Source organism: Larkinella bovis (assembly GCF_042655385.1).
Classification (GTDB): domain Bacteria; phylum Bacteroidota; class Bacteroidia; order Cytophagales; family Spirosomataceae; genus Larkinella; species Larkinella bovis.
Map to the genome: position 1 here is coordinate 1,555,307 of NZ_JBHSMA010000001.1, position 23,737 is coordinate 1,579,043.

Annotated in this window: 21 protein-coding genes; 16 read left to right on the forward strand and 5 right to left on the reverse strand. The window is 47.7% G+C overall.

The features are described from left to right. Position 1 precedes the first annotated feature (1 nt). The 13 genes from ACFPMF_RS06430 to ACFPMF_RS06490 all read left to right on the forward strand — a co-directional run bounded on the left by ACFPMF_RS06430 (position 2) and on the right by ACFPMF_RS06490 (position 12,871). Positions 2-1,096 (forward strand): acyltransferase family protein, encoded by a 1,095-nt coding sequence (locus ACFPMF_RS06430; protein WP_379842298.1) that lies wholly within the window; start codon positions 2-4, stop codon positions 1,094-1,096. After that, positions 1,093-2,082 carry a glycosyltransferase family protein gene (locus tag ACFPMF_RS06435; RefSeq protein WP_379842301.1) on the forward strand — a complete coding sequence of 330 codons (990 nt, stop codon included), beginning with the start codon at positions 1,093-1,095 and terminating at the stop codon, positions 2,080-2,082. Before ACFPMF_RS06430 ends, ACFPMF_RS06435 begins: the two co-directional genes overlap by 4 nt. 124 nt (positions 2,083-2,206) lie before the next feature. Then, entirely contained in the window at positions 2,207-3,040 is an 834-nt protein-coding gene (locus ACFPMF_RS06440; protein ID WP_379842304.1) for a DUF5672 family protein, read from the forward strand. Then, positions 3,024-4,052 carry a glycosyltransferase family 2 protein gene (locus tag ACFPMF_RS06445; RefSeq protein WP_379842306.1) on the forward strand — a complete coding sequence of 343 codons (1,029 nt, stop codon included), beginning with the start codon at positions 3,024-3,026 and terminating at the stop codon, positions 4,050-4,052. The genes ACFPMF_RS06440 and ACFPMF_RS06445 overlap by 17 nt, the downstream gene beginning before the upstream one ends. Before the next feature lie 8 nt (positions 4,053-4,060). Beyond that, entirely contained in the window at positions 4,061-5,038 is a 978-nt protein-coding gene (locus tag ACFPMF_RS06450) for a hypothetical protein (RefSeq protein WP_379842309.1), read from the forward strand. 159 nt (positions 5,039-5,197) lie between these two features. Then, positions 5,198-6,559, forward strand: a complete 1,362-nt coding sequence (locus ACFPMF_RS06455; protein WP_379842312.1) for a hypothetical protein — start codon at positions 5,198-5,200, stop codon at positions 6,557-6,559. Positions 6,560-6,577: 18 nt separating this feature from the next. Continuing rightward, entirely contained in the window at positions 6,578-7,738 is a 1,161-nt protein-coding gene (locus ACFPMF_RS06460) for a glycosyltransferase family 4 protein (RefSeq protein ID WP_379842315.1), read from the forward strand. A 17-nt stretch (positions 7,739-7,755) separates the two neighbouring features. Further along, a complete protein-coding gene (locus ACFPMF_RS06465; protein ID WP_379842318.1) occupies positions 7,756-8,931 on the forward strand; it encodes a glycosyltransferase in 1,176 nt (391 codons plus the stop codon). After that, complete coding sequence (locus ACFPMF_RS06470) at positions 8,928-9,851, forward strand: glycosyltransferase family 2 protein (RefSeq protein WP_379842321.1); 924 nt, start codon at positions 8,928-8,930, stop codon at positions 9,849-9,851. Before ACFPMF_RS06465 ends, ACFPMF_RS06470 begins: the two co-directional genes overlap by 4 nt. Continuing rightward, positions 9,811-10,386 carry a WcaF family extracellular polysaccharide biosynthesis acetyltransferase gene (locus ACFPMF_RS06475; RefSeq protein ID WP_379842324.1) on the forward strand — a complete coding sequence of 192 codons (576 nt, stop codon included), beginning with the start codon at positions 9,811-9,813 and terminating at the stop codon, positions 10,384-10,386. The genes ACFPMF_RS06470 and ACFPMF_RS06475 overlap by 41 nt, the downstream gene beginning before the upstream one ends. Beyond that, positions 10,383-11,138, forward strand: a complete 756-nt coding sequence (locus ACFPMF_RS06480; protein ID WP_379842327.1) for a glycosyltransferase family 2 protein — start codon at positions 10,383-10,385, stop codon at positions 11,136-11,138. Before ACFPMF_RS06475 ends, ACFPMF_RS06480 begins: the two co-directional genes overlap by 4 nt. Positions 11,139-11,274: 136 nt before the next feature. Then, positions 11,275-12,483, forward strand: coding sequence for a glycosyltransferase family 4 protein (locus tag ACFPMF_RS06485; RefSeq protein ID WP_379842330.1), 1,209 nt, complete (start codon positions 11,275-11,277; stop codon positions 12,481-12,483). 79 nt (positions 12,484-12,562) lie between these two features. Further along, the gene (locus ACFPMF_RS06490; protein ID WP_379842333.1) at positions 12,563-12,871 is read left to right on the forward strand and encodes a hypothetical protein; all 309 of its coding nucleotides are present in this window, start codon (positions 12,563-12,565) and stop codon (positions 12,869-12,871) included. A 255-nt stretch (positions 12,872-13,126) separates the two neighbouring features. Here ACFPMF_RS06490 and ACFPMF_RS06495 read toward each other — a convergent pair whose 3' ends face one another. The 3 genes from ACFPMF_RS06495 to ACFPMF_RS06505 all read right to left on the reverse strand — a co-directional run bounded on the left by ACFPMF_RS06495 (position 13,127) and on the right by ACFPMF_RS06505 (position 15,334). Beyond that, positions 13,127-13,819, reverse strand: coding sequence for a Crp/Fnr family transcriptional regulator (locus tag ACFPMF_RS06495; protein ID WP_379842335.1), 693 nt, complete (start codon positions 13,817-13,819; stop codon positions 13,127-13,129). Then, positions 13,816-14,445: an HPP family protein gene (locus tag ACFPMF_RS06500; protein WP_379842338.1), complete on the reverse strand. Its 630-nt coding sequence runs from the start codon at positions 14,443-14,445 to the stop codon at positions 13,816-13,818. The genes ACFPMF_RS06495 and ACFPMF_RS06500 overlap by 4 nt, the downstream gene beginning before the upstream one ends. A 340-nt stretch (positions 14,446-14,785) precedes the next feature. Then, complete coding sequence (locus ACFPMF_RS06505) at positions 14,786-15,334, reverse strand: lipocalin family protein (RefSeq protein ID WP_379842340.1); 549 nt, start codon at positions 15,332-15,334, stop codon at positions 14,786-14,788. Positions 15,335-15,705: 371 nt separating this feature from the next. Between ACFPMF_RS06505 and ACFPMF_RS06510 the strand changes: the two genes are divergently transcribed. From ACFPMF_RS06510 to ppsA, 3 genes are all read left to right on the forward strand, one after another. Continuing rightward, positions 15,706-16,755 (forward strand): hypothetical protein, encoded by a 1,050-nt coding sequence (locus tag ACFPMF_RS06510; protein ID WP_379842343.1) that lies wholly within the window; start codon positions 15,706-15,708, stop codon positions 16,753-16,755. Positions 16,756-17,054: 299 nt separating this feature from the next. Next, on the forward strand, positions 17,055-17,516 hold the full coding sequence (locus ACFPMF_RS06515) for a MarR family winged helix-turn-helix transcriptional regulator (protein ID WP_379842346.1): 462 nt from the start codon (positions 17,055-17,057) through the stop codon (positions 17,514-17,516). 14 nt (positions 17,517-17,530) lie between these two features. Beyond that, complete coding sequence (gene ppsA, locus ACFPMF_RS06520) at positions 17,531-20,170, forward strand: phosphoenolpyruvate synthase (protein WP_379842349.1); 2,640 nt, start codon at positions 17,531-17,533, stop codon at positions 20,168-20,170. 578 nt (positions 20,171-20,748) lie between these two features. On the opposite strand, the gene ACFPMF_RS06525 is transcribed toward ppsA, so the two are convergent. Beyond that, positions 20,749-22,920 carry a hypothetical protein gene (locus tag ACFPMF_RS06525; RefSeq protein WP_379842352.1) on the reverse strand — a complete coding sequence of 724 codons (2,172 nt, stop codon included), beginning with the start codon at positions 22,918-22,920 and terminating at the stop codon, positions 20,749-20,751. 256 nt (positions 22,921-23,176) lie between these two features. Next, on the reverse strand, positions 23,177-23,662 hold the full coding sequence (locus ACFPMF_RS06530) for a helix-turn-helix domain-containing protein (RefSeq protein WP_379842354.1): 486 nt from the start codon (positions 23,660-23,662) through the stop codon (positions 23,177-23,179). Between the last annotated feature and the right edge of the window lie 75 nt (positions 23,663-23,737).

The window sequence follows — 23,737 nt, forward strand, 5'->3', positions numbered from 1 at the left end:
TATGAGTGTGAGTAAACCAGCCGGTCATTTGCCCCAACTGGATGCCTTACGGGCTTTTGCCGTGACCTTTGTCCTGATCTTTCACTGGTTTCCGCAGGATGCATGGATTAATTTTTTGCCGAACGGTTCCATTGGCGTCACGCTGTTTTTCGTTCTGAGCGGTTTTTTGATCACCCGCATTCTGATCCAGAACCGCAACCAGATTCTGGCCGGTAAAACCACGCATTCGGCGGTTTACAAAAATTTTATTGTTCGCCGGGCGTTGCGGATTTTCCCGATTTACTACCTGTTTATCACCTTTGTTTACTTCGTTCTGCCCCATACCTCGGACATTCGCCAGTTTCCGGCGTATTATTATCTCTACGGGTATAACATTCTGCTTCACCAAACCGGCAACTGGCCCGACCTGCTCTCGCCCTTATGGTCGCTGTCGGTGGAGGAACAATTTTACATTGTCTGGCCAACGGTCATTTTACTGACTCCGCGCTCACAACTGCGGAATATGATCCTTTTCACGATCATCATGGGACTCGCTTCCCGGATTTTGTGGGCACTGGATGGCAACCGGGAAGGCGTTCTGACGCTCACCTGCCTGGATTCGTTCGGCATTGGAGCCCTGTGGAGTTACTTCGTGGTCGAGCAGCCCGATGCCATCCCGGTTTTCAAAAAACAGTTGCGGTGGGCGACGCTGCTGGCCCTGGCGCTGTTTATCTTCATGCTGACGCAACCGTACACCAGTTTTTTCCGGATTTACCAGCGCACGCTGATTTCTGTGCTGTCCCTGTACGTGATTGTCCACGCATCGATCGGTTTTCGCGGCATCATCGGCCGGATTCTTACCCATCCGGCGCTGCTTTACATGGGAAAAATCAGTTACGGGATGTACCTCTATCACATGGCGGTTTCGGGATATCTCACCGGGTGGGTCCTGACCAAAGCAAGCCGGTTTTCGCCCGTTTCGCTGCATACTCCCTGGATTCACTTCGTCAGCAGTTTCGTGTTGCTGATGATCGTGGCCTCGCTTTCGTGGTTTTTCATCGAAAAGCCCGTCAATCATTTAAAGCGGTTTTTTACGTACTCAAAATCAGCCGCATGACCCTCGCTTTCACGATTTGTTCAATTAATTACCTGGCGCAGGCCCGCACCCTGGGCGATTCGCTGCGGCAAACCAATCCCGACTGGCACTACATCATCGGTCTGGTCGATAAACTGGATCAGGCGAACCTGCCCGCTCCCCTCCTGCCCGACTACCCGATGCTGGAGGTCGATCAGATTGAAATTGAGGACTTTGCGGGCATGTGCGAGCGGTACGACATTACGGAGCTGAACACCGCCGTAAAACCGTTTTACATCGATTATTTTTTCCGCCATTATCCCGACGCCACCGAAGTCATTTATTTCGACCCGGATATTATCGTATTCCAGCCGCTGACGGAACTCCGGCAGAAGCTGGGTACCCACAACCTGGTGTTGACTCCACACATTTGCCAGCCTATCAACGACTGGCTGATTCCCAACGAGTTGAACCACCTGAATACCGGCACCTTCAACCTCGGCTTTATTGGCTTGCAGAAAACCGACGAGTCGAACCGGTTTGTGCAGTGGTGGAAAAAACGGCTGGTGAACGAGTGCCGGATCGACCTGTGCAACGGTCTGTTCGTCGATCAGCACTGGGTCAATTTCGCCCCGATTTACTACGATCGGGTTTACATCGACAAGCATCCGGGTTACAACGCGGCCTACTGGAACCTGCACGAACGCTTTTTTTCCGAGCAAAATGGCGTCTGGAAAGTCAACGAAACGGCCGATTTGCGGTTTTTCCACTACAGCGGATACGGTATTCACAAACCGCAGGAGGTTTCCAAATACCAGAACCGGTTTACGTTTGAGGCCCGGCCTGATATTGTGCCCCTGTTTGACCTATACCGCCAGCGGCTGCTGGACAACCATAACGAAACGTACCGCGCTTATCCCTGTTTTTACATCAAACCGCCCAAAGTGCTGTATTACCAGAAAGTGCGAAAAACGCTGAAATCTCCGCTCGAAACATTACTTTCGAAGTTGAAAGAGGGTTATTCCTGAGACGGTTTCCCGTGTATCACCTTCACACGACAGGATGACAATATACTTATATTCAGACCATAACAACAATTAAAACCATAAACCCAGAACCGTAAATTAATCTCCTTGAAACGGTTTGCCACGAATGAGTACATCAAATAAGCATCCGCAGTTGGCCTGTGTTGTCATTCCGGTATACCAGTCGTCGCTGACGGACTATGAACAGATTTCGCTGACACAATGCCTGCGCGTGCTGGGAACGTACCCGATTATTGTTGTAAAACCGGCTTCGCTCGATATTACCTTCCTGACGGGCCCGCATCCTCAGCTCCAGGCCCGGTCGTTCGATGATGCGTATTTTAAAAGTGTCCAGTCCTATAACCGGCTGATGCTGTCGGAAGAATTTTATCAGGCGTTTACGGATTTCGAATTCATGCTGATTTACCAGCTGGATGCGTTTGTCTTTAAAGATGAGCTAACGGACTGGTGTAAAAGTGGTTACGAATACATTGGTGCCCCCTGGCTGCGCGACCGCGATTTTACCGGCTGGGCCGATGAATTCGTGTTCAACGTCAAGAAGAAAATTGCGATCTGGCTGGATTTAAAAAAAGACGATGGCGTGACGCCCCGCGAAATTACGTCGCTGAACGGCGTGGGCAATGGCGGTTTTTCGCTGCGTAAAGTTTCGTCCTTACTGCGCTGGATTCGATTCTACCGCCGAAAAATCGCCAATTACGAGAAAATTCACGCGCACCAATACAACGAAGATGTGTTTTGGGGCATCGAAATTAACCGCTACTGGCCCATTCTGAACGTTCCGGATTTTCGGACGGCGATGCGGTTTTCGGTGGAGTTTTACCCGGAGCGGGCGATTCCGGTTTATAACAAAGGACAACTCCCCTTTGGCTGTCATGCCTGGAATATCCACGGAACCGATTACTGGCGACCCATTTTTGCACGCTATGGCTACACCATCTGATCCGAACCGCCCAACCATTTCGGTGGCACTCTGCACCTACAACGGCGCAGCGTACCTCGAAACGCAGCTCCAGACTCTGCTGGCCCAAAGCTGGCTGCCCGATGAACTCGTGGTGTGTGACGACGATTCAAGCGATGCCACGCGGAACATTCTGGCGCAATTTGCTACCAATGCGCCGTTTTCGGTCCGGCTTTTTCACAATCCCGAACGACTGGGATACAACAAGAATTTCGAAAAAGCCCTGTCGCTCTGCACGGGTGAGTTGCTTTTTATCTGTGATCAGGACGATGCCTGGTTACCCGAGAAAATTGAAACCCTGGCCCATTACCTGATTCAGCACCCCGACACCGACCTGGTTTTTACGAATGCCCACATTGCCGATGCTAGTCTGAAGAATACGGGCAAATTGTTCTGGGATACGGTCCGGTTTACCGAACCCATCCGCCAGCGCTGGCTCCGGGGTGAAGCGATGGAAGTGCTGCTGGACGGCAACCGGGTGATGGGCTGTGCGTCCGCCCTGCGACGCCGGTTTCTGACGGATTTTCTACCCATTCCCAGCTTACCCAACTACATTTATGACGGCTGGATGGGGCTGATCGGGGCCGCCAGGGGTACGATTGACTTTTACGAAAAACCGCTGATCTGGTACCGAACGCACGAAAAGCAACAGGTCGGCACGCGGCCCCCAGAAGCAGGTAAACCGGTCAGCCTGAAGGAACGGTTTTCGCGACCCCATCAAGAAAAACTTGAACCACTCATCCATAAATACCAGGAAATCAATCAGTTACACCGTTTAATCACCGAACGATTTCCCCAAAAAACGCCCGGGCTTCGGCTCTTTGACCGGCGGTTGGCCCATTACTACCGGCGAAGCACAATGCCTGACGGGCGGTTTTTCCGAATCGGGCCGGTTTTCCGGGAATTGCTGGCGGGCAATTACCACCGGTATGCTGATCAGGAAGCCAATCACTCGGCTCCGTATCTGGCCGCGCTTGGCGATTTACTTGAATAACAAACGATATGATCACCTTCTTAACCGTTTGCACGATCCGACAACTCCCCCAGGCGCTGGCCCTGGGCGAAAGCCTGAAACGGCACCATGCCACCGAGGAATTCTTGATTGGATTGTGCGATGATGAACGGCAGCTTCCGGCGGGTTTTCAGGCACCATTTCCGATTCTCTTTCTCACGGAACTTTCAATTCCGAATCAGGAAGTGCTTTCGCAGCAATACACCCCGGCCGAATTTGTAGCGGCCTGCAAACCCCTTTTTATCCAGTACGTTTACCAGCAGCGGGGGCAAAGCGACCGGGTGATATACCTTGATCCATCCATTTATCTGTACCAGCCGCTGCATGAGCTGACCAACCGGTACGCCGATGCCACGCTGCTGCTCACACCCCATCTCCTCAAACCGTTGGTTGACCGGGCGTTTCCGGATGAAAAATATTTTCAGAACATCGGGTTATACAGTTCCGGTTTTCTCGGCCTGCGCCGGACCCCCGAAACCGCCCGGTTTTTAGACTGGTGGAGCCAGCGGGTTCCCGAACGGGCTTTTGCCCAGCCGTGCGACGGCATGTACACCGATCAGATCTGGCTGATGCTGACGCCCGGCTTGTTCGAAGGGGTGACCATTGTAAAAAACCCCGGCTGGCATCTGGGCATCTGGAACCTTCACGAACGCACGCTCCCCGAAGCTGCCGGACCGGTTTTTCTGAATTACAAAGGATTAGCCGATCAGGAAGGGGATTTCCAGGCCCAGACCCGGGTTCGGCTTTCTACCTATCCGGTGATCAAAAACCTGCTCCGGGATTACCAAAACCGGGTGCATTCGTTCAACCGGGCCGGGCTATCAACGTCGCTGGACGCCATTGCTCCGGCGTATGGCCGACAACCGTTCAAACCGCCGTTGCGGGGTTGGCGGAAGAAATCCGTCGAGACAGTCCGGCAAACCATCGAATTCATTGAAACCGTTGACATTCCCCGGAAAATGAACTAGGCTGCGTCTGCCGGCGACGTGCCGGATCGTTCTTCGGTAAGTTACTTCTTGACTATTCTTTCTTTTCGTTATATTTGTACAGGCATAAAAAAAATACAATTGACTAAGCGGTTTGTTGTGGCTACGGTTGTGGCTGAAATTGCTTAAACTCCGCATCCTATGCTATCTTCTTCAAGTCTGTCCCTGTCCGATTTATTTACCTGGCGGAAGCTGCATCTGATGCGCTACGTGGTTGGTATTTTAATCGTAATTGATGGATATCCCCTGATTTTCTTTTTCAAGGAGACGTTACGGATTGCTCCGGGCAGTACGGCTTTTACAGCGGCTTTTCTGGCCCTGGGTTTCATCCTGATGATTCCGCTGCACTTTCTGCACAAGCTTTACCGGCTCAATACCACCCTGTTAAAACAGGCGCTCCTGTTTTTCGCCGTGATTATTTTCTACATGGCATTTTACCGCGACCAATGGTTCAAGGACGCTACGATGGACTCGATTTATTACGTCTACGTGGCCTTGTTTCTGTTCCTGCTGATCAACATTCCCAACGATATTATTGAGGTCTTTGTCCCCATTACCATTGCCTTCACCGTCGTTTCCAACCTGGCCCTCGTCTATGCCTTGTTAACGGACCCAACCTGGTCCATCGGGCAGCGGGCCGCCATTCAATACGGCGAAGGCGAGTACCGAAGCGGGAATCCGCACGTATTTGCCCGCAATGCCCTGATGAGTGTGGTGGCCTGTGGCATATGGGCATTCCGGCCGCAGACGTCGTTCATTCCCCGCATTCTGACGCTGTTTGCCAGTGTATTCGGGATGGGTATTCTGGTTATGACCCAAACCCGTTCCAGCATTGTTGCCTTGATTCTGATCATCGGGCTGTTTTTACTGTTTAACATTCGCCCCCGTCAGATCAAAATGGCCGTCAGGGGATTATTCAAGCCCGCTTCATTAGCCCTGCTCGCGGTAATGTTCATCGGGATTTCGGTCTTCATGAAGCGGAATGGGGATCTAATTGCGGTTTTATACGGGTATGCCGTTGCGTTTATTGAACGGAACCTGGAAAACGTTTACGCCATTCTCGGGATCAAGATCCAGAATCAGTTTGCGGCCTCGCTGGATGCGTCGGCCGGCAACCGGGCCACCAGTTTTCAGTATCTCCAGAACGTTATTGAAGGCCACTTTCACGTCATCTTAGTGGGTCAGGGTTACAAGTCTACGTACCTGGATGTGCCGTTGATGGAGGCCCTGATCAACCACGGCATTCCCGGTTTTGTAACATTTGCGGCATTCTGCTTTTCAACGCTGTTCTATTGCCTGAAGTCGATGCGCGACAACCCTGATCCGCTGTCGATATTTCTATCGTATTTTTTCATCATGTTATTCGTGCAGTTGTTTACCAACGGGCGACCGTACGAAATTTCGTTCTGGCATCCCTTCTGTCTGATGATTCGTTTTCTGGGTATTAGCCATCTTTACCCACCCAATCTTCGAAGCGAACCCGTGCTTGCTCCGGCCGCCTGAGATTGACATCCCATCTCTATGAAGATTCTGATTGTTCACAACATTCTGTGGGCACACTACAAGGCTACGGTTTTTAGCGAGTTGAACCGGATCGCTCCGCACTATAAAGGCCAGGTTCACGTGCTGCAAATTGCCCGTAGCGAACAATCCCGGGCGCTGATGGGGAAACCGGAGCAATTACCGGATCAGTATAGTTACGAATTGCTGTTTGATACCTTCATTGAGCAAATCAGTACGTCGGCCAAAACCAGGGCCCTGGTTCAACGAATGCGCGCCTACCGACCCGATGTTCTTTTACTGACCGGGTATTACGATCCCGCCCAGATTGTGTTGATGCTGCTCGCCAAACTCAGCGGGATCCGGGTGATCATTCAAACCGAATCGTCGCCGGTCGATCAGGTTCGGAGCGGACTGAAAGAATGGGTAAAGCGACGAATCGTCGCCCTGGCCGACGGTTTTTTCTGCTTTGGCAGTCCGCAGGCCGACTACCTGCTCCAGTTGGGTGTCCGCCCCGACCGGATTCTGGTAAAAAACAACGCGGTGGTTGACAACGCCCACTTACGGAATACCTACAACCGCTCGCTCCCTTCGCGCTCCGTTAACCAGGAGACGCTTGGGATAAAACCGCTCAATTTCATCTATGTGGGCCGGCTGGCAACGGAAAAAAACCTTCCGATGCTGATCGACTCCTTTGCGCAGGCACGCCGGCAACAACCGGCCGCAACGGAATGGGGGTTGCTGCTGTTGGGCGACGGCCCGCAGAAAGCAGTGCTGCAAGACCAGATCGATCGGCTCGGCCTCCAGTCGTCCGTCAAAATTCTGCCAACTCAACCCTGGTACCGGGTTCCGGAAACGCTGGCCCTGGCCGATGTCCTGGTGCTACCCAGTCTGTCGGAACCCTGGGGACTGGTGGTCAATGAAGCCATGGCCTGTGGCCTGCCGGTAGTGGTCTCCAATCGGTGTGGCTGCGCGGCGGATCTGGTACAAAACGGCCAGAATGGGTTTACATTTGACCCGCTCCGGCCGGACGAGTTGACCAGCCACCTGCATACATTCATGGCCAATCAGGTCAATCGGGTGGCGATGGGCCTGCGCTCCGAACAAATCATTGCCCGTTTTGACCCGCCTACGGTGGGGAAGGAAATGATGGAAGGATTTGTGAAAGTGGCCCGGACTTAGTTATTTCGACCCAACGTATGCGAATCCTCCACGTTTGTGCTTATACCTGGTCCATTGGGGGACCCGCCCGGATGATTTACGACCACACGCAGTTTGCCGTGTCGAACGGTCATCAGGTCGATATTGTAAGTCCGATGTCGCCCGGGGACGAGCTTTATCCGGCACCGGAAGGCAGCCGGGTCATTCCTTTCCTGCGTACTCCGGTTATTAGCCGGTTTTTCCGCGAAGTTTCACTCGGTTTGTACGAATACCTGAAAAAACATAGCGGAGACTATGACATCATCCACTGCCACGGTTTGTGGCATTTCGGGAGTATCGCGCCGTTTCTGGTCAACAAAACCGTCCCCAAAGTAATTACCGTCCACGGGGTTCTGGACCCCTGGGCGCTGCAGCAAAGTCGCTGGAAAAAGCGACTGATGGATGCGCTGATGCAGAGAAAATTCATGGCGCGGGCGGACCTGATCCATGTTCTCAACGAAGACGAGCGACTGGATGTGGAACGTTATCTGGGGTATCAGTCGCCCCGGGTCGTGCTGATACCGAACGGTATCCAGGTAGCCGACTTCGCCAATTTACCCCCACGCGGGCAATTCCGGACGGAGTTCGGCCTCCCTGCCGATCAGCGAATTATTCTGTTTATGAGTCGGTTGAACCATAAAAAAGGACTTGATTTACTCTTACCCGCCTTTCAACGGTATTGCCGTCAGCACGACGATGCGGTCCTCGTGCTGGCCGGGCCGGACGACGGTTTTCAGCAACAGGCCGAGCAGTTTGTTCGTCAGCAGGGTCTGGAAAAAAAGATTCGGCTCGTCGGCATGCTGACGGGCGAAACCAAGTTAGCGGCTCTGGCGGCTGCCGATGTCTTCGTGCTACCCTCCTACTCCGAAGGCTTGTCGATGGCCGTACTGGAAGCCATGGCTGCGGGCGTGCCCGCGCTGATTTCCGACCGGGTGGGCCTGGGCCGTGCGGTGGGTGAGCTACAGGCCGCCTGTCTGACCGAACTGAATCCGGATTCGATCCACGAAAACCTGATGAAAGTACTTCACACGCCCGATTACGCGGAAACGCTACGCAGGAACGCCCGGCAACTCGTTCAGGCCCGGTACGAAATCAACGTCGTGGCGGGTCAGTTGCTTCAGCAATACACCCTGCTTGTCAATTCCCGTCAACGCACAGAATCCCGTTTTGCATGAGTAGCATCTCCGCCATTATCCTGACGCACAACGAAGAGAAACACATTGGTCGGTGTATTGCCAGCCTGCTGCCTTTTACGAAGGAAATTTTTATCGTCGATTCTTTTTCCACCGACCAGACTGTCGAAATTGCCCGGTCAATGGGCGCCGTCGTGGCCCAGAATCCCTGGGTGAATTACGCCACCCAATTCAACTACGGAATCCAGCATACGCCTTTTAAAACGAGCTGGCTGATGCGGATGGATGCGGACGAATACGTGCTGCCCGAACTGGCGGCTGAAATTAATAACCGACTGACTACCCTGCCCGACGACGTAAGCGGTATTTACGTGAAACGACGGGTTATGTTCATGAATCGCTGGATGCGGCACGGGGCTTACTATCCGATCTGGCTGCTTCGGCTCTGGCGCAACGGGCAGGGTATTTGCGAAGAAACCTGGATGGACGAACACATCAAGTTGTCGACCGGGCGTTCCATCCAGTTCGCGCACGACATTGTCGATCATAACCTGAATAATTTAACCTGGTGGACTCAGAAACATAATCTGTACGCCATTCGGGAAGTGATCGATATTTTAAATATGCGTTATAACTTTGATGAATCGATCCGGGTTGAACCAAAATTCTTTGGAACTCAGGAACAACGCAAACGGTATCTGAAAGTGAAGTATGCATCCTTGCCCTTGTTTACGCGCCCGCTGGTGTACTTTTTTTACCGGTATTTCGTGCGGCTGGGATTGCTCGACGGGCGACCCGGTTTGATGTGGCATTTTTTGCAGGGCCTCTGGTACCGGTTTCTGGTCGATGCCAAGCTGTACGAAGTCTACCACCGGGTCGGCACGGATAAACAGGCCATCATTGATTTTTTCCGAACCGAATATGGAAAAGACCTCCTGGCGGAGCGACCGGGTCAGCACTGACCTGTCGGTGTACGATAATAGCTGGTGGAGCCCCGGCCCGAAATGGAAAATTGTGCTCTGGTTTCTGGTCAGTTCGGTAACGATCAATTCGTATTTGCCGCTGCCCATGTCGTTCAAAAAATGGATTTTGCGGCTTTTTGGCGCTAAAATTGGCAGCGGTTTTGCCATCAAGCCCAAAGTCAATATCAAATTTCCGTGGCTGCTGACCATCGGGAACCACGTCTGGATGGGCGAAGAAGTCTGGATCGACAACCTGGCCCCGGTCACCATCGGCGATCACGTCTGCATTTCGCAGGGCGTCATGTTCGAAACCGGGAACCATAATTACCGGAAACGAACGTTCGACCTGTTTGTAAAACCCATTACGCTGGAAAACGGCGTCTGGCTCGGCGCCAAGTCAATCGTTTGCCCGGGGGTTACCTGCCACTCCCATTCCATTTTAGCCGTGGGTTCTGTGGCTACCTACTCACTCGACGCATACGGTATTTACCAGGGAAACCCGGCTGTCAGGGTTAAAAATCGTGAAATTGAATGAAAGTAAGCATCATTACTGTCGTCTACAACGGAGCCGCCACGATTCGGGATGCCATCGAATCCGTGCTGAGTCAGACCTACCCCGACATTGAATACCTCGTCATCGACGGCCACTCGAAGGATAACACGACGGAGATTGTTCGCTCCTACGGGTCGCGCATCACCCGCTTCGTTTCCGAACCCGACAAGGGTCTGTACGACGCCATGAACAAAGGAATCCGGCTGGCAACGGGCGAGGTCATCGGAATTCTCAATGCCGACGATTTTTACAAACACTCGCAGGTGGTCGAGAAAGTAGTCGACCTGTTCAAAAAGAAGAAATGTGATGCGGTTTACGGCGATGTCATCTACGTCAATCCAATCAATACGGAAAAAATCGAACGGGACTGGAAAGTGGGCGAATACAAAGAGGGTGATTTTCTGCACGGCTGGATGCCCCCCCACCCAACCTGTTTCATCAAACGGTCGGTGTATGAACGACTCGGCACCTACACCCTGGAACTCAAGAGCTCGTCGGACTACGAACTCCTGCTGCGGTTTATCCATAAACACAAAATCCGGATCAGTTACCTGGCCGAAACGCTGGTGACCATGCGGTCGGGCGGGGTCAGTAATGCGACGCTCAAAAACCGCTGGCGCGCCAACCGCGAAGACCGTCAGGCGTGGCGAATCAATGGCCTCCGTCCTTACTTTTATACACTTTTGCTTAAGCCGCTGAGAAAAATAGGACAGGTGTTACCTAAATTGTCATAATTTACCTTTTTTTTGCACCTTTAAATAAATATCCGGTACCATACAGTCATTTTTAATTGTACTAATTGCGTAAAATAGTAACATTTACTCTCTGCCTACTTGATTTATCGACCTGAATAGTTATCACACCAACCTTATGAATATTGAGCTGCTTCTGTCTTATATCCAAAATAAGCTTACCGATGACCTCTTTCAACTGGGCCTTTATCAATGCCTGTTATCTTTCCTGGTAGCTTGTTTTGTGGCCGTTGTTTCCATCCCGGTTGTTATCAAAATTTCGGAACTGAAGTTTCTTATGGAGAAGCCGGGGCACCGGAGTTCTCATAAAACCGCCACGCCAACCTTCGGTGGTATTGCCATCTTTGCGGCCATTCTTATCAGTTATTTTCTCTGGCCGGCCATCGACCAGACGGATATTTACCGCACCAACCTTTCCATTGTCGGCATGTCGATCCTGTTTTTTATCGGCATCAAAGACGATATGGTGGGCATCGACCCGAACAAAAAGATTTTCTTTCAGGTATTGCCATCGTTGATCCTGATCTTTTTCGGGAAACTCCGGATCGACTATCTCTACGGAATCTTCGGCCTCTACCACATCAATGATGTGTTTTCGGTGCTGATTACCTGTCTGATTTTCATTACGATTATCAACGCCATCAACCTGATCGACGGGATTGATGGGCTGGCCGGGGCTATTTCTACGCTGGCCAGTCTGACCTTCGGTAGCTGGTTTCTGCTCACCAATCACTTCGCCATGGCGTGTCTGGCCTTTACGCTGGCCGGTGCGCTGATCGGTTTTCTGCGGTTCAACTTCTCGCACACCAGCAAGATTTTCATGGGCAATACCGGGTCGCTCATTCTCGGTTTTCTGCTTTCCTTTTTTGCCGTCCGGTTTATCAACCTGAACAATTCGTTCCGGTTCGACCCGACTTCGTTTTTCAACGCGCCTATTATTGCGATTGTGGTCCTGATCGTCCCCATATTTGATACGCTGCGGGTATTTCTGGTACGGATCATGGCCGGCCGGTCACCGTTCTCCGCCGACCGGAACCACATGCACCACATCATGATCGACAATGGCTTGTCGCACGCGGCCGCAACGGCGATTTTATGTGCGGTTTCGCTGGCCAATACGGTGCTGTTTTTCCTGTTTCACCGGGATATTTCCAATACGGTTTCGCTCTTTATCCTGATTGGTATGTTTTTTCTTTACATGGCCATCGGCGTTGTGCTGAAAATGCGCGCCCGGGTTCGGGCGATCGACAAAACGCGCCGTAAAGGACTATATGCCAGTCAGTTACTTAATGCATTCACCGGAAAAAACATTCTGCGGTATCTGTAAAATCGCTGGGTGCCGGAACTATGCCCAACAATCCCCGCGGCAGGTTGTTATACTTCCATAATCAGAAGATGCATCTATTATGGAAAAGCCGCAAACGGGAAAACAGGATTCCGAATCCGCTGAACCCATCCAAAACCGCCGAAACAGTACCCCGGACGACCCGGATCAATTGCCTCCCCTTTCCGATGCCGATACCGCTCCCATGTACACCGATCTGGGCTTAGGTTCTGAAGATCCGTACAACAAAGGTGGTGACGAAGCGACCGATACCTTATTGTACACCGATACGCATACGGCCATTAATACGGCCGAAAACCGGTCAAATTCGCTGGCGTACGAAGGCGATATCGATGATCTGACGATGGAAATTGAGCCCGATGAAAAATAAGGCCGGCTGGTTTGCGAAAAAAACCGTCTGATTTTAAACAATTGTTTCGCGAGCTGGTTTTATAGACAGTAATTGCTGATAGACGGGGATGCTGTGAAAGGCACCTGATTGCAAAAATAACCGGCTGTTAAGCAATAGTAAAAGCCAGGTGACTCCGGTCGTCTGGCTTTCCTTTTGGCTTCCGCCCCCGCAAAACCGGGTGGCACCGAATCTGATCCCTCACAACCAGCCTTCATGCCGGTTTTGAGTTATGCGTCAGGAAACAACGTGCAGGAGCGATTGCAGGCGGTTTTCGTCAAGAATCGCAATTTTCTTCTTTTCCTCCGCCACCAGTCGCCCGGTTTTCAACTCTGCGAGCATTCGGAAAAAGGTTTCATAGGTCGTGCCGGCATACGCTGCCATGTCCTGACGGGTAAGCAGGACGTCAATATACCCGTTTTCGTCACGACCAAACCTACGATCGAGCATGAGCAGCGTATCGGCCACGCGGCCTTTCACGTCCATCAACGCCAGATTCCGCATCCGTTTTTCGGCTTTCTGCAGCGCATTGGCGTAGAATTTCATGAGCTGGTAAGTCAGCCGGGGATTGGTTTCCAGGGCGAGTTCAAAAAACGGCAGATCAACGAAACAAACCGCCGTTTTCGCCAGCGTCGTGGCCGTCACCGGGAACATTGGGTCCTGGCCCAGCGCCCGGTAGCCGATCATGTCGCCCCGACCGGCGAAATTCAGAATCAGTTGCTTCTGCGACGGCCAGGATTGATGAATTTTTACCAGTCCGTCGTCGATAAAATAAACCCCGGTTACAGGCGTGCCCTCCGTAAAAATCGTCTCCCCTTTCGCATACACCTGCACCTGCCGGTTCGCATTCAGCACCGGCAACCAGGCTTCCTGGCTGAAAGCACAGAAAAGACAGTTTGTTAAAGCACACCCCGTTTTACTTTGTTTCATTCGGACATCAGTTGCGCTTCCCCGACCGGATCGGGCACGGGTTTCGGCGGTTGCGCCTTTTTTCTTCTCCGGATGCGCCGGCTCCCAATCAAGGGCTTGCTGGGATACGAGCGTTTTGCTGGTAAATTATTCACAATCAAGGCAATAACCAGCAGAATCATAACCCCCGACATAACGGGAGAAATGGTATACCCAAATCCTAAACTTTTGATTTTCTCGGAACCGATGTTGGCAATGAGCGCAGTAGCCCCCGCCGGCGGGTGCAGCGTTCGGGTCATTTGCATCACCACAATGGAAAGCGAAACCGCCAAGGCCGAGGAGAGCCAAAGCTGGTCCGGCATAAGTTTGTAGACCGCTACCCCGATCAGGGACGCCAGAAAATGCCCCCCAACCAGGTTCCGGGGTTGCGCCAGTGGACTGTGGGTTGAACCGAAAATCAGGACGCAGGACGCCCCGAACGAGCCAATCAAAAATACATCATCCTGCCGGGTAAACTGCGCCTGTTGAAGAAGGCCAATAGCGGCAATAGCAATGAAGGCCCCCATAAAAGTCCAGAAATGATTCGCCGGTTCTACAATCGTTTGTCGATGCACCACATACCGGGCAATGCGATACCGCCTTCTCATCCCTTTCTTCATCGCTGAAAACAACTCAATCTAACAATAATCCTATTCTATCAAACCTCCTGAGCAAATCTAAGCCATTAATATGATATATATCATATTTTCTGCATTTCCTGACGTGAACGTCCGGAGGAAAACAGTTCCAGGGTGGAAAAAACAGGAAGGAATTGGGAAGGAGAGAATGAGAAGCCGCTAAGGAATGGTAATGGATTTCCGAAGCAGAAGGCGGAGCAGGGAGATCGTTTCCCCGGGCCAGGAAACGCCACAAAGCTCTTTCAACGACCTGTCAAACGACATACGGCCGTCGAGTTCACCGTCCCGACGACCGTATGCCCTGGCCGACTTAAAGGCCCTTGCCTTTCAGGATAATCTGAAGGGTTTTGTAATCCGGTTCCTTCGAGAAGTCGACCGTGCCCCCAAAATCGATGTCCAGTGAATACAGCAAAATACTGGCGGCTAAACCCACATTCAGTTCCTCCATGGTCGGATTGCTTTTGGTAATATCGACACTTTTCGTGGCCAGTTCGATATCCGTCTTCGTGAGCGTATTCACCGACATCGCAATTGCAATCTTGTCGGTATCGGTCAACGTCAGCGTTTTGTCGTCGGCAGACAGTTTCCAGGTACCGCCTTCCGTGGTCTTCCCATTTTCAAGCACTGAATAGGTGTTATCGGCGTTGAAGGTCACGGTATTATCTTCCCCGAAAAAAGTATCCCCTTCATTGCCCGGAATGACATAACTTTTCACGTCGGTTTTAACGCTGAGACCACTGAACGTCCATTTGCGGGTCAGCAACTCCGACCTGCTTTCCGGTTTTACGGTATCATCGGATTTTGAACAGCCGGATAAGGCGGTAATAAATAAGACAGACAAAAAGAGGTAATGCTTCATTTTCATGATAACTGAACGGAGGAAGAGGATGAATAAATTGATTAACTGACCCCAAAGCTACGGGAAATAGTTGTATCAAAAAATGACCACGTAAGTGAACAACTAACTTTTTCGTTTAATTATTTTCCAAACGGCAGGGGTCAATTTGACAGCAATGGCCGAAATAGGTAAAAATCGCAAGGAAAGATTCCGTATGATTCGCTCCTAAGGCTGGATTTCAGGGCTCCTTCGGCAGCACTCACCCGACTGAATCTCAATCTATAGCTAGCAATCAGGAAGGAATAGAGCATCTAAAAACGGCGGATTAAGATTTCTGTATATATTTGAGAAGATAAGCAATTGTACCTATGCCTTAAGCCAATTATTCAACCATGAAAGAATCATTTATTAAACAAAATTCCTTTATCATCATTGCACTATTTTCAGCAGTCGGGTTATTAGGATCGTATTTCTCAGTTAATACCAGTATTAATCAATCCTTCATTAAATATCAGGTTTCGAGTGTTGACACGACGGTAGCCGACTCCATCAAAATTAAATACACAAAATCGGTTGCCAATTATAGACTCAGCGATGCCAAAACCGAATCTGTTGTCATTCAGATTAATAATGTTGTGTTCAACAATAACCCAACTTTTTTTATCTGGATGGCACTAATCGTCACCATGGTAACGATTGCCTCGGGAGCATTTCCCGTATTTATCATTGCCATGCTTGCTCTATACAATAAATTTAAGTTGAGATCGGCAGATGTCGTGTTTCCAGCCTGTATGGCACTCCTTATCACCATCGTAGCGATTCTAATTCAGAGCGATAACAAAGGTGCATATAAACTGATTTCCATATTCAAAGACTTTCAGATCCTTTTCAAACCCGGTCGCTCATCAATCCCGGAAATAATTTCAATTTGCACAATCGTACTGACGACGCCCATTATCATGACGGTTTTTATGATATCACTCGCGTCTAACAAATTGGTAAAAGACAACGAAAACCTGATTAAAAACCTCATAAAAGGGCACCTTACCTTAAGTAAACTCTTGCTAAATTCCTTGCAAATTTTGGCCCTGATTATTGTATTTTCGATATTAACGACCTCTTCCCTGGCGTTATCTATTAAAAATCAGATTCTTATTCACAAGAAGTACTTCGATATATTCCCGAAAGAATTCAGTTACTTGTATGGGTTATTGTTTTCCCTATTCTTAGCCATCGTCTTTATCCCTGTTTACATTCAGATGCAGTATAATGCGCAGGCATTGGTGGAAAAATCCGAGCAGAGGCAAGAAGAGATTGAGGCCGGTTTACTGGGAAAACTGAAAATGGAAACAACGGCATTCGATAATTTAAAAATTCTATTTACAGTTATATCGCCCTTACTCTCGAGTATTATTCCTGAATCCCTGCAACTGTTTAAATAAGGTATTTTCTGAAGCCTTGCCAGCCACGCTTTCAACCTTGAGCCGGTCAGATCTATTAAACCGGCCGGTCAATGCGTGTGGTGAAAATCATAAGCTGTTTGTTGTTTCGCCCATTAAGTGGCGCTTTTGTGGCCACGACCGCTATTCTTCTTTTGCTCTGCTGTTCGGGTGGCGTCACCATTGCTTTTGAGAAACGAATGAAAGCGCGCTGAGTCCGCCAAACCGCCAAAATTAGTTTGGCCAATTTCGAGTCAACAATTATCTTTATAACTAAGATACTTATTAAATAAGATAAAGAGATGAACGATGACGTAATCAAACGAATACGAAAACTGAGCCAGCAATACGCCTACGTGTCCATTCAGATGCACGAAGCCGTTGCCCGAAAGGCGGGGCTGTCGGGGACGGACCATAAGTATCTGGGGTTTTTACTGGAACGCGGGCAAATGACCGCGGGCGAGCTGGCCAACGTAACAGGATTGACGACGGGGGCCATTACCGGTTTAATCGACCGGTTTGAAAAGAAACATCTGGTGAAACGGCAGTTTGCTGCCGATGACAGACGGAAGGTGATCATTGAACCGAACACGGAGAAGATCATGGCCCTGTTCGTACCGCTGTACAAAGAATTCCGCCAGAAGTCAGAAGAACTCATTGCCTCCTTTTCCGACGAGGAAATCAAAAGTATTGAAACCTACTTTTTGAAGGCAATTGCCATCATGGGTGAGACAAGCGGTCAACTCAACCACCAACAATTGTAAAACGAGCACATCAAATGAACAACAGGAGCGCCTACCTACTCGGTTTTCAGGAAATCGATAAAACAATGCGGGTCAGGGTCGGTGGGAAAGGGGCCAACCTGGGCGAACTCGCCAGGATTGAGGGCATCCAGGTACCCGCGGGCTTTTGCGTTACTACCGAAGCGTATAAAAAAATAACGGGGAATAATCAGGCCCTTAACGGGCTGTTGGATGAATTGACGCGTCTGACGGCGGCCGAGACGTTATTGATCAGCGAAATCAGCGCAAAAATCCGTGCGGTTATCGAAGGAATAGCCCTCCCGGAAGCGATGTCGGCGGAGATTGCCCGCTTCCTCGCAACGTTTGGAGAAAAAACCGCCTTTGCCGTGCGGTCCAGCGCCACCGCCGAAGACCTGCCAACGGCTTCCTTTGCCGGCCAGCAGGATACTTATCTGAACGTTATCGGAAAAGCGGCTATTCTGAAGCATATCAGCAAATGCTGGGCTTCGCTGTTTTCGGATCGCGCGGTCATTTACCGCCTGCAAAACGGGTTCAACCACCGGCACGTCCACCTGGCCGTGGTGGTTCAGACGATGGTCTTCCCGCAGGCGGCAGGGATTCTGTTCACGGCCGATCCCGTTACCTCCAACCGGAAAACCGTGTCCATTGATGCGGGCTTCGGACTGGGCGAGGCCCTGGTTTCCGGCCGGGTGAATCCGGATCGCTACAACGTGCGCAACGGAACGATTACCGAAAAGACCGTATCCACCAAGACGCTGGCTATCCATGCGGTGCAAGAAGGGGGAACGAAAGAGCAGGCGATAGAACCGGCGCAGCAAAACCGGCAGGTGCTGACCGATGAGCAGATTGTACAGCTTGAGCGCCTGGGCCGAACCATCGAAGCCCATTTTGGCCAGCCACAGGATATTGAATGGGCGTTGGCCGATGGTGTATTTTATATTCTTCAAAGCCGACCCATCACCACGTTATACCCCATTCCGGAAGCCCATGATCAGGAGAAGCACGTTTATATTTCGGTTGGTCATCAGCAAATGATGACCGATCCGATGAAACCGCTGGGTTTATCGTTATGGCAGTTAAGGGCCGCCAGACCCATGTTTAAGGCCGGTGGAAGGTTGTTTGTAGATGTCGCGGCTAATCTGGCTACAGCTGCTGGCCGGGAAAGTTTAGTCGAGGCCATGGGGCAACACGATCCGCTTATCAAAGACGCCCTTTTGACCATCATTGAGCGGGGCGATTTTATAAAACCGTTGCCGGACGATACAAAAGCCCCAGTGCCTGTCAAGAGTAATCCGGGTATGCCGTCGGCGGCTATTCTGGCGCAGGCAGGAAACGACCCGGCCATCGTTCGTGATCTGATTAACGAGAACGAAGCCTCGGTCGAAGCGCTCAAACAAGCCATTCAAACCCAATCCGGGCCGGCTCTTTTTGATTTCATTCGGGCCGACATCGAGCAATCCAAGCAGATGACATTTCACAGCCAGCACATGGGTGTGATCATGGCGGCCATGAATGCCTCCTCGTGGATCAGCGCAAAAATGAACGAATGGCTGGGCGAAAAAAACGTGTCCGATATCCTTTCTCAGTCTGTACCCAACAATGTGACATCAGAAATGGGGCTGGCGTTATTGGACATCGCCGATGTGATTCGGCCTTACCCTGCCATTATTGCGTATTTACAACGGACCGTCCTTCCGCAGGGAAAAGCGGAGGACTTCCTGAACGAACTGCTTAGGTTTGAGGGTGGACAGGAAGTCCGAAACGCGCTTGAGGCCTATCTCGATAAATACGGGATGCGCTGTGCCGGGGAAATCGATATTACGAAACCGCGTTGGCGTGAAAAACCGACAACCCTTCTTCCCCTGATCCTCAGTAACATCAAAAACTTTGAGCCCGGTGCCAGCCAGCGGAAATTTGAGCAAGGACGGCAGGACGCTTTGCACAAAGAAAATGAGTTACTCGATCGGCTGAAGCAGTTACCGGATGGCGAATCGAAAGCCAGGGAAACAAAAGCCGTGATTGCCCTGATCCGGAATTTCATCGGATATCGTGAATATCCCAAATACGGTATCGTAAACCGCTTCTTTGTTTATAAGCAGGCGTTGCTGAGCGAAATCGAACAACTCGTACAAGCCAACGTTCTTCCTGAACAGGAAGATAGCCATTACCTCACGTTTGAAGAACTGCGGGAAATGGTACGGACCCGCAAACCCGCTAACCAACTCATCTGCCAACGAAAAGACGAGTTCAAAGCATTTGAAAAACTGACGCCCCCCCGGGTGATCACGTCGGAGGGAGAAATTTTTACCGGTCAGTACAATCACGAAAATCTTCCGGCCGGAGCGATTGCCGGTCTGGCGGTTTCTTCCGGTCTTGTCGAAGGACGCGCACGGGTCATCCTGAACCTGGAAGAGGCTGATCTGGAAGAGGGTGATGTCTTGGTTACGGCCTTTACCGACCCCAGTTGGACCCCCTTGTTTGTCGCCATCAAGGGCCTCATCACCGAAGTGGGTGGCCTGATGACCCACGGAGCCGTGATCGCCCGTGAGTATGGTCTACCGGCGGTGGTCGGCGTGGAAAATGCGACCCAACGGATCAAAGACGGGCAGCGGATCCGGGTGAATGGAACCGATGGCTACGTAGAATTCCTGTGATTCTGCGACCAGTCCGGGCGCATTTACCACAAGCGTCAGCCAACCATTAAAGCAGGGAAACGGAAGCGCCTGTGATAAACCCGCACCGCTGGCCGCCAGGGAGGCTTGATCGAAAACGGAATCGAGGTCCCTAGCCTGGCGGTTTGGAGGAGCGAAATTGTCGGCCAGGTGTCGGCCGCAAGGGCCGGCATTTCGAAGCAAACGGCGCAGGGCAATGTCGTAGACAAAAAAGTTGCTGGACTCCATTACCCCAGCCTGACATCTGCCGAGCGGGGTGGGTTAATAGAGATTTTTAGCTGGCACCCTACCCCAGCTATTGACATCGGTTTTGCAACCGGAGAGGACCAATCTAAATCATTGATTATAAGCACTATATCATTAATAATTCTTAATATATCCACTTTTTCTCTAAGAAGAATCAATTTGAATATCACAAGTGTCTTATAATCAATTACTTACAATGAATACTATGGAATTTGTGTATACTAATATGAAATATTCGCGAATTTCAATGCCATATTAAGTAACACATGTGTAATATGAATTTACCGATTTAATATTTAAAGAAAGGTTATATCTTATATTTTTGAAGACAAGGCAGTCATATTAAGGGAATATTTTAATAGTTCAATATTATTGCCAACTTTTTCAAAGTAAGGATTTAAACACTCATAAAGAATTTTAAAATAAGATTCTCGAGAAAAGAATTGAATAATATCATCATCATTTATAATTTCATTAGCCCAGATTTTTTTGTGGATTATTTCTTCATTTGGAAATTTTATCATCCAAACACCTGTATCAAAAAAATTAGACACCTCATAAATACTCCTTACAGGAAATCCATCAATATTTAAACCCCAAAATACCTTATTTGATGTTACTATTGCATATTGAAATTTATAATTGGCTTTCAATTTTGTTGTTTGTAGTTTGGAAGACAAAAATTGGTTTCTATATATTTCATCAGACATTGCAGACTTTATATAGTTTAGTTGATTTTTTGCCTTTATAATATTATCATAAGAAGTTCTTAATTCAAAAATTGATGCGGGTTCCGTGAGAAATTTGCATTCTATTATTAATAATAAATCATCCTTTATTGCCAAAATATCAATATCACCTTCATTTTGAATTGGGTTCTTATACTTTATAGGCAAGTTTTCTAGAACTAAAAACCCGTTCTTGGTTAGTGTTTCACATAACGATGTTGACAGGGGTTCTTTGTTGTTTATCTGAGCTAATTTAATATTGTTGTTCTTTTTAGTTTCAAGTGGAAAAATATTCCTACTTATTCTAGATGACGAAAACACAATAATTGAAAATAGAAATTCATTAGAGATCTTAATTATAGGCTGATATTGCAAATCTAAAGTAGATCTACTTTTACAATCCCAAGTTAGTATTTCTAATACTTGTTGAGCTTTATTTTCATCAAATATTGTTTTGAATAATTGCAAAATTTCATTTTTTTGGGCAACACTAACTATAGACCTTAAAAGGATACCTTTCGGTATTTCCTTATTACTGAATCGATTAATCATTATTCGCCCAAGCACGTTTAATAAGTTCCTCGCTTTCAACAAATCCTTCAATGTAATATTATCTCTAATAATGTAATTTTCTAGGTCTTCAACCTTAATAAGTAAATTGTTTGAAGCTTCTATCATTGAATACGTGTCCTCATAAAAATAAATTTTATTCTCAAATTTATCGGATAATACTTCGAATAATCCATACGGGATTTTTAATTTAAACCTAGGATAATTATCATTAATATATTCAAATATATCAGGAAAAGATTGATTAAAAGCAATTACAAAATCTTCAATTGACGTCCCTTCTTCTTTAAATTGCAAAGACATAAATTCATCTGCTGTTCTTTGAAGTGCCATTACTATAAACGTTATGTCAATACTTTTGGCAATATTTTCATCTTCATTTAGGACAATAAATCTATTATCATCTTCTACACATATATAATCAAAATACTCAATTCTGGTTTCTATGTCCCTTAAAGCATTTATCTTTAAAGAATTCTCGATTAAAAGTTTTGATTTATCTCCATTAATAAATTCTTCATTAATTATAAAAACGGTTTTTTTTTGATCATTAACTGAATAGATCTCATAATACATATTGATTAAAAAAGAAATCGCTTCTGATATTTCCTCTTTAGAAGTTTTCTTTTCATTTATTGAATAATTAATATCTAAATATCCCAAATTATTTTCTTTTAAAAAAAGATACTCGTTTATAACAAGTAGCGACTTGATAATAGAATGATCATCTAAGTTCTTTCCAAATTTTCTTTTATACAACTTAAAAATATTTATAATGTCTTGATAATATTTCTTATATTCTTTGCTTATAATACCTAATGAACGTACAGATTCTAAATAATTTATTTCTTTAGTACTCAAGCTAAATAAAGATTTATGATTTATAAAATGCTCACAAATTTCTAAAACAGGACTAATATTTTTAATATAAGAATAATGCCTAAGAATTCCATTTCGTTTTGCAGTTTCTAAAAACTTTTGTGGTTGTATGTATACTCCTAATGACATCCAATCAATTATTTTTCCTACCCTTTGATTAACAATATTCTTCTTTATTTCAAATAAAATTTTATCAATAAATTCTTTTTTTTCTTTTGAAGTACCAAAGTTCAAAATTATTGAATTTTCAAATAGATATTTAGTCCAGTTACTCTTTGGAAAGTTCTTAAAAAGTGATTCAAATTCCATGACTATTGTTTGAAAAAATTCAATTATTAAATTAATTTTTTAGGTAAAAAGGTATTTAAAAGTTAAAAAAATTAATTGAAGTATATACAAATATTATTTATATCAGTAGCTAAAGTCATCAAAAAAATTTGGTATGAAAAACAATGCTAATGAGAGATATATATTTTTTAAGGCCAAAGCTGTACAGGCAAAAAATGCATCAAAATCGCATTTTATAATTCGTTTTAATACCTCTTTGATCTAATAATTCAAAGCATTATAGACTATCAGTTTTTTTCATAGCTATTTTATTTAATTCATTAGATATTGACTCTTTAATTTTTTCAACATCTTCTTCTGATAGTTTATCTACCACTTCTGGTGCTTCTTTCTTTTTTTCTCTATTAAATACCGTATTGATTAAATCAAGACCGGATTGTACAATATTCATATACATATCCTTTTCCGTCTTCTCTCTTTTAAGATCTATTCTAAGGATTTCATTTTCTTTTGTTAGTACTTCAATCCGATCAATAAGCAACACTTGTTCTTTAGCATCATCATTGGTACTTAAGTCTAAAAGTTCGGGAAGTGTTACGTTCAAGGCCTCTGCAATTTCCTCTAAACGCTCCAATGTGAGCTTTTTCCCTTTCTTTTCAATTTTGGCATAGTTGGACACATCGACGCCCAATGCTGTAGCCATCTCACTTAACTTGATTCTTTTCTCTTCTCTGATTGCCTTAATCCGGTCTGAAAGTTCCATACCCCAAATTTATTGGTTTTATTTTAACAAGCATTTGGTAATATTTTGCCAAAATAATGGCAACGATTATTTGTT

Coding starts and splice junctions, on each gene's coding strand:
- ACFPMF_RS06430 (WP_379842298.1), top strand. CDS start 2: ATGAGTGTGAGTAAACCAGCCGGTCATTTGCCCCAACTGGATGCCTTA.
- ACFPMF_RS06435 (WP_379842301.1), top strand. CDS start 1,093: ATGACCCTCGCTTTCACGATTTGTTCAATTAATTACCTGGCGCAGGCC.
- ACFPMF_RS06440 (WP_379842304.1), top strand. CDS start 2,207: ATGAGTACATCAAATAAGCATCCGCAGTTGGCCTGTGTTGTCATTCCG.
- ACFPMF_RS06445 (WP_379842306.1), top strand. CDS start 3,024: ATGGCTACACCATCTGATCCGAACCGCCCAACCATTTCGGTGGCACTC.
- ACFPMF_RS06450 (WP_379842309.1), top strand. CDS start 4,061: ATGATCACCTTCTTAACCGTTTGCACGATCCGACAACTCCCCCAGGCG.
- ACFPMF_RS06455 (WP_379842312.1), top strand. CDS start 5,198: ATGCTATCTTCTTCAAGTCTGTCCCTGTCCGATTTATTTACCTGGCGG.
- ACFPMF_RS06460 (WP_379842315.1), top strand. CDS start 6,578: ATGAAGATTCTGATTGTTCACAACATTCTGTGGGCACACTACAAGGCT.
- ACFPMF_RS06465 (WP_379842318.1), top strand. CDS start 7,756: ATGCGAATCCTCCACGTTTGTGCTTATACCTGGTCCATTGGGGGACCC.
- ACFPMF_RS06470 (WP_379842321.1), top strand. CDS start 8,928: ATGAGTAGCATCTCCGCCATTATCCTGACGCACAACGAAGAGAAACAC.
- ACFPMF_RS06475 (WP_379842324.1), top strand. CDS start 9,811: ATGGAAAAGACCTCCTGGCGGAGCGACCGGGTCAGCACTGACCTGTCG.
- ACFPMF_RS06480 (WP_379842327.1), top strand. CDS start 10,383: ATGAAAGTAAGCATCATTACTGTCGTCTACAACGGAGCCGCCACGATT.
- ACFPMF_RS06485 (WP_379842330.1), top strand. CDS start 11,275: ATGAATATTGAGCTGCTTCTGTCTTATATCCAAAATAAGCTTACCGAT.
- ACFPMF_RS06490 (WP_379842333.1), top strand. CDS start 12,563: ATGGAAAAGCCGCAAACGGGAAAACAGGATTCCGAATCCGCTGAACCC.
- ACFPMF_RS06495 (WP_379842335.1), bottom strand. CDS start 13,819: ATGAAACAAAGTAAAACGGGGTGTGCTTTAACAAACTGTCTTTTCTGT.
- ACFPMF_RS06500 (WP_379842338.1), bottom strand. CDS start 14,445: ATGAGAAGGCGGTATCGCATTGCCCGGTATGTGGTGCATCGACAAACG.
- ACFPMF_RS06505 (WP_379842340.1), bottom strand. CDS start 15,334: ATGAAGCATTACCTCTTTTTGTCTGTCTTATTTATTACCGCCTTATCC.
- ACFPMF_RS06510 (WP_379842343.1), top strand. CDS start 15,706: ATGAAAGAATCATTTATTAAACAAAATTCCTTTATCATCATTGCACTA.
- ACFPMF_RS06515 (WP_379842346.1), top strand. CDS start 17,055: ATGAACGATGACGTAATCAAACGAATACGAAAACTGAGCCAGCAATAC.
- ppsA (WP_379842349.1), top strand. CDS start 17,531: ATGAACAACAGGAGCGCCTACCTACTCGGTTTTCAGGAAATCGATAAA.
- ACFPMF_RS06525 (WP_379842352.1), bottom strand. CDS start 22,920: ATGGAATTTGAATCACTTTTTAAGAACTTTCCAAAGAGTAACTGGACT.
- ACFPMF_RS06530 (WP_379842354.1), bottom strand. CDS start 23,662: ATGGAACTTTCAGACCGGATTAAGGCAATCAGAGAAGAGAAAAGAATC.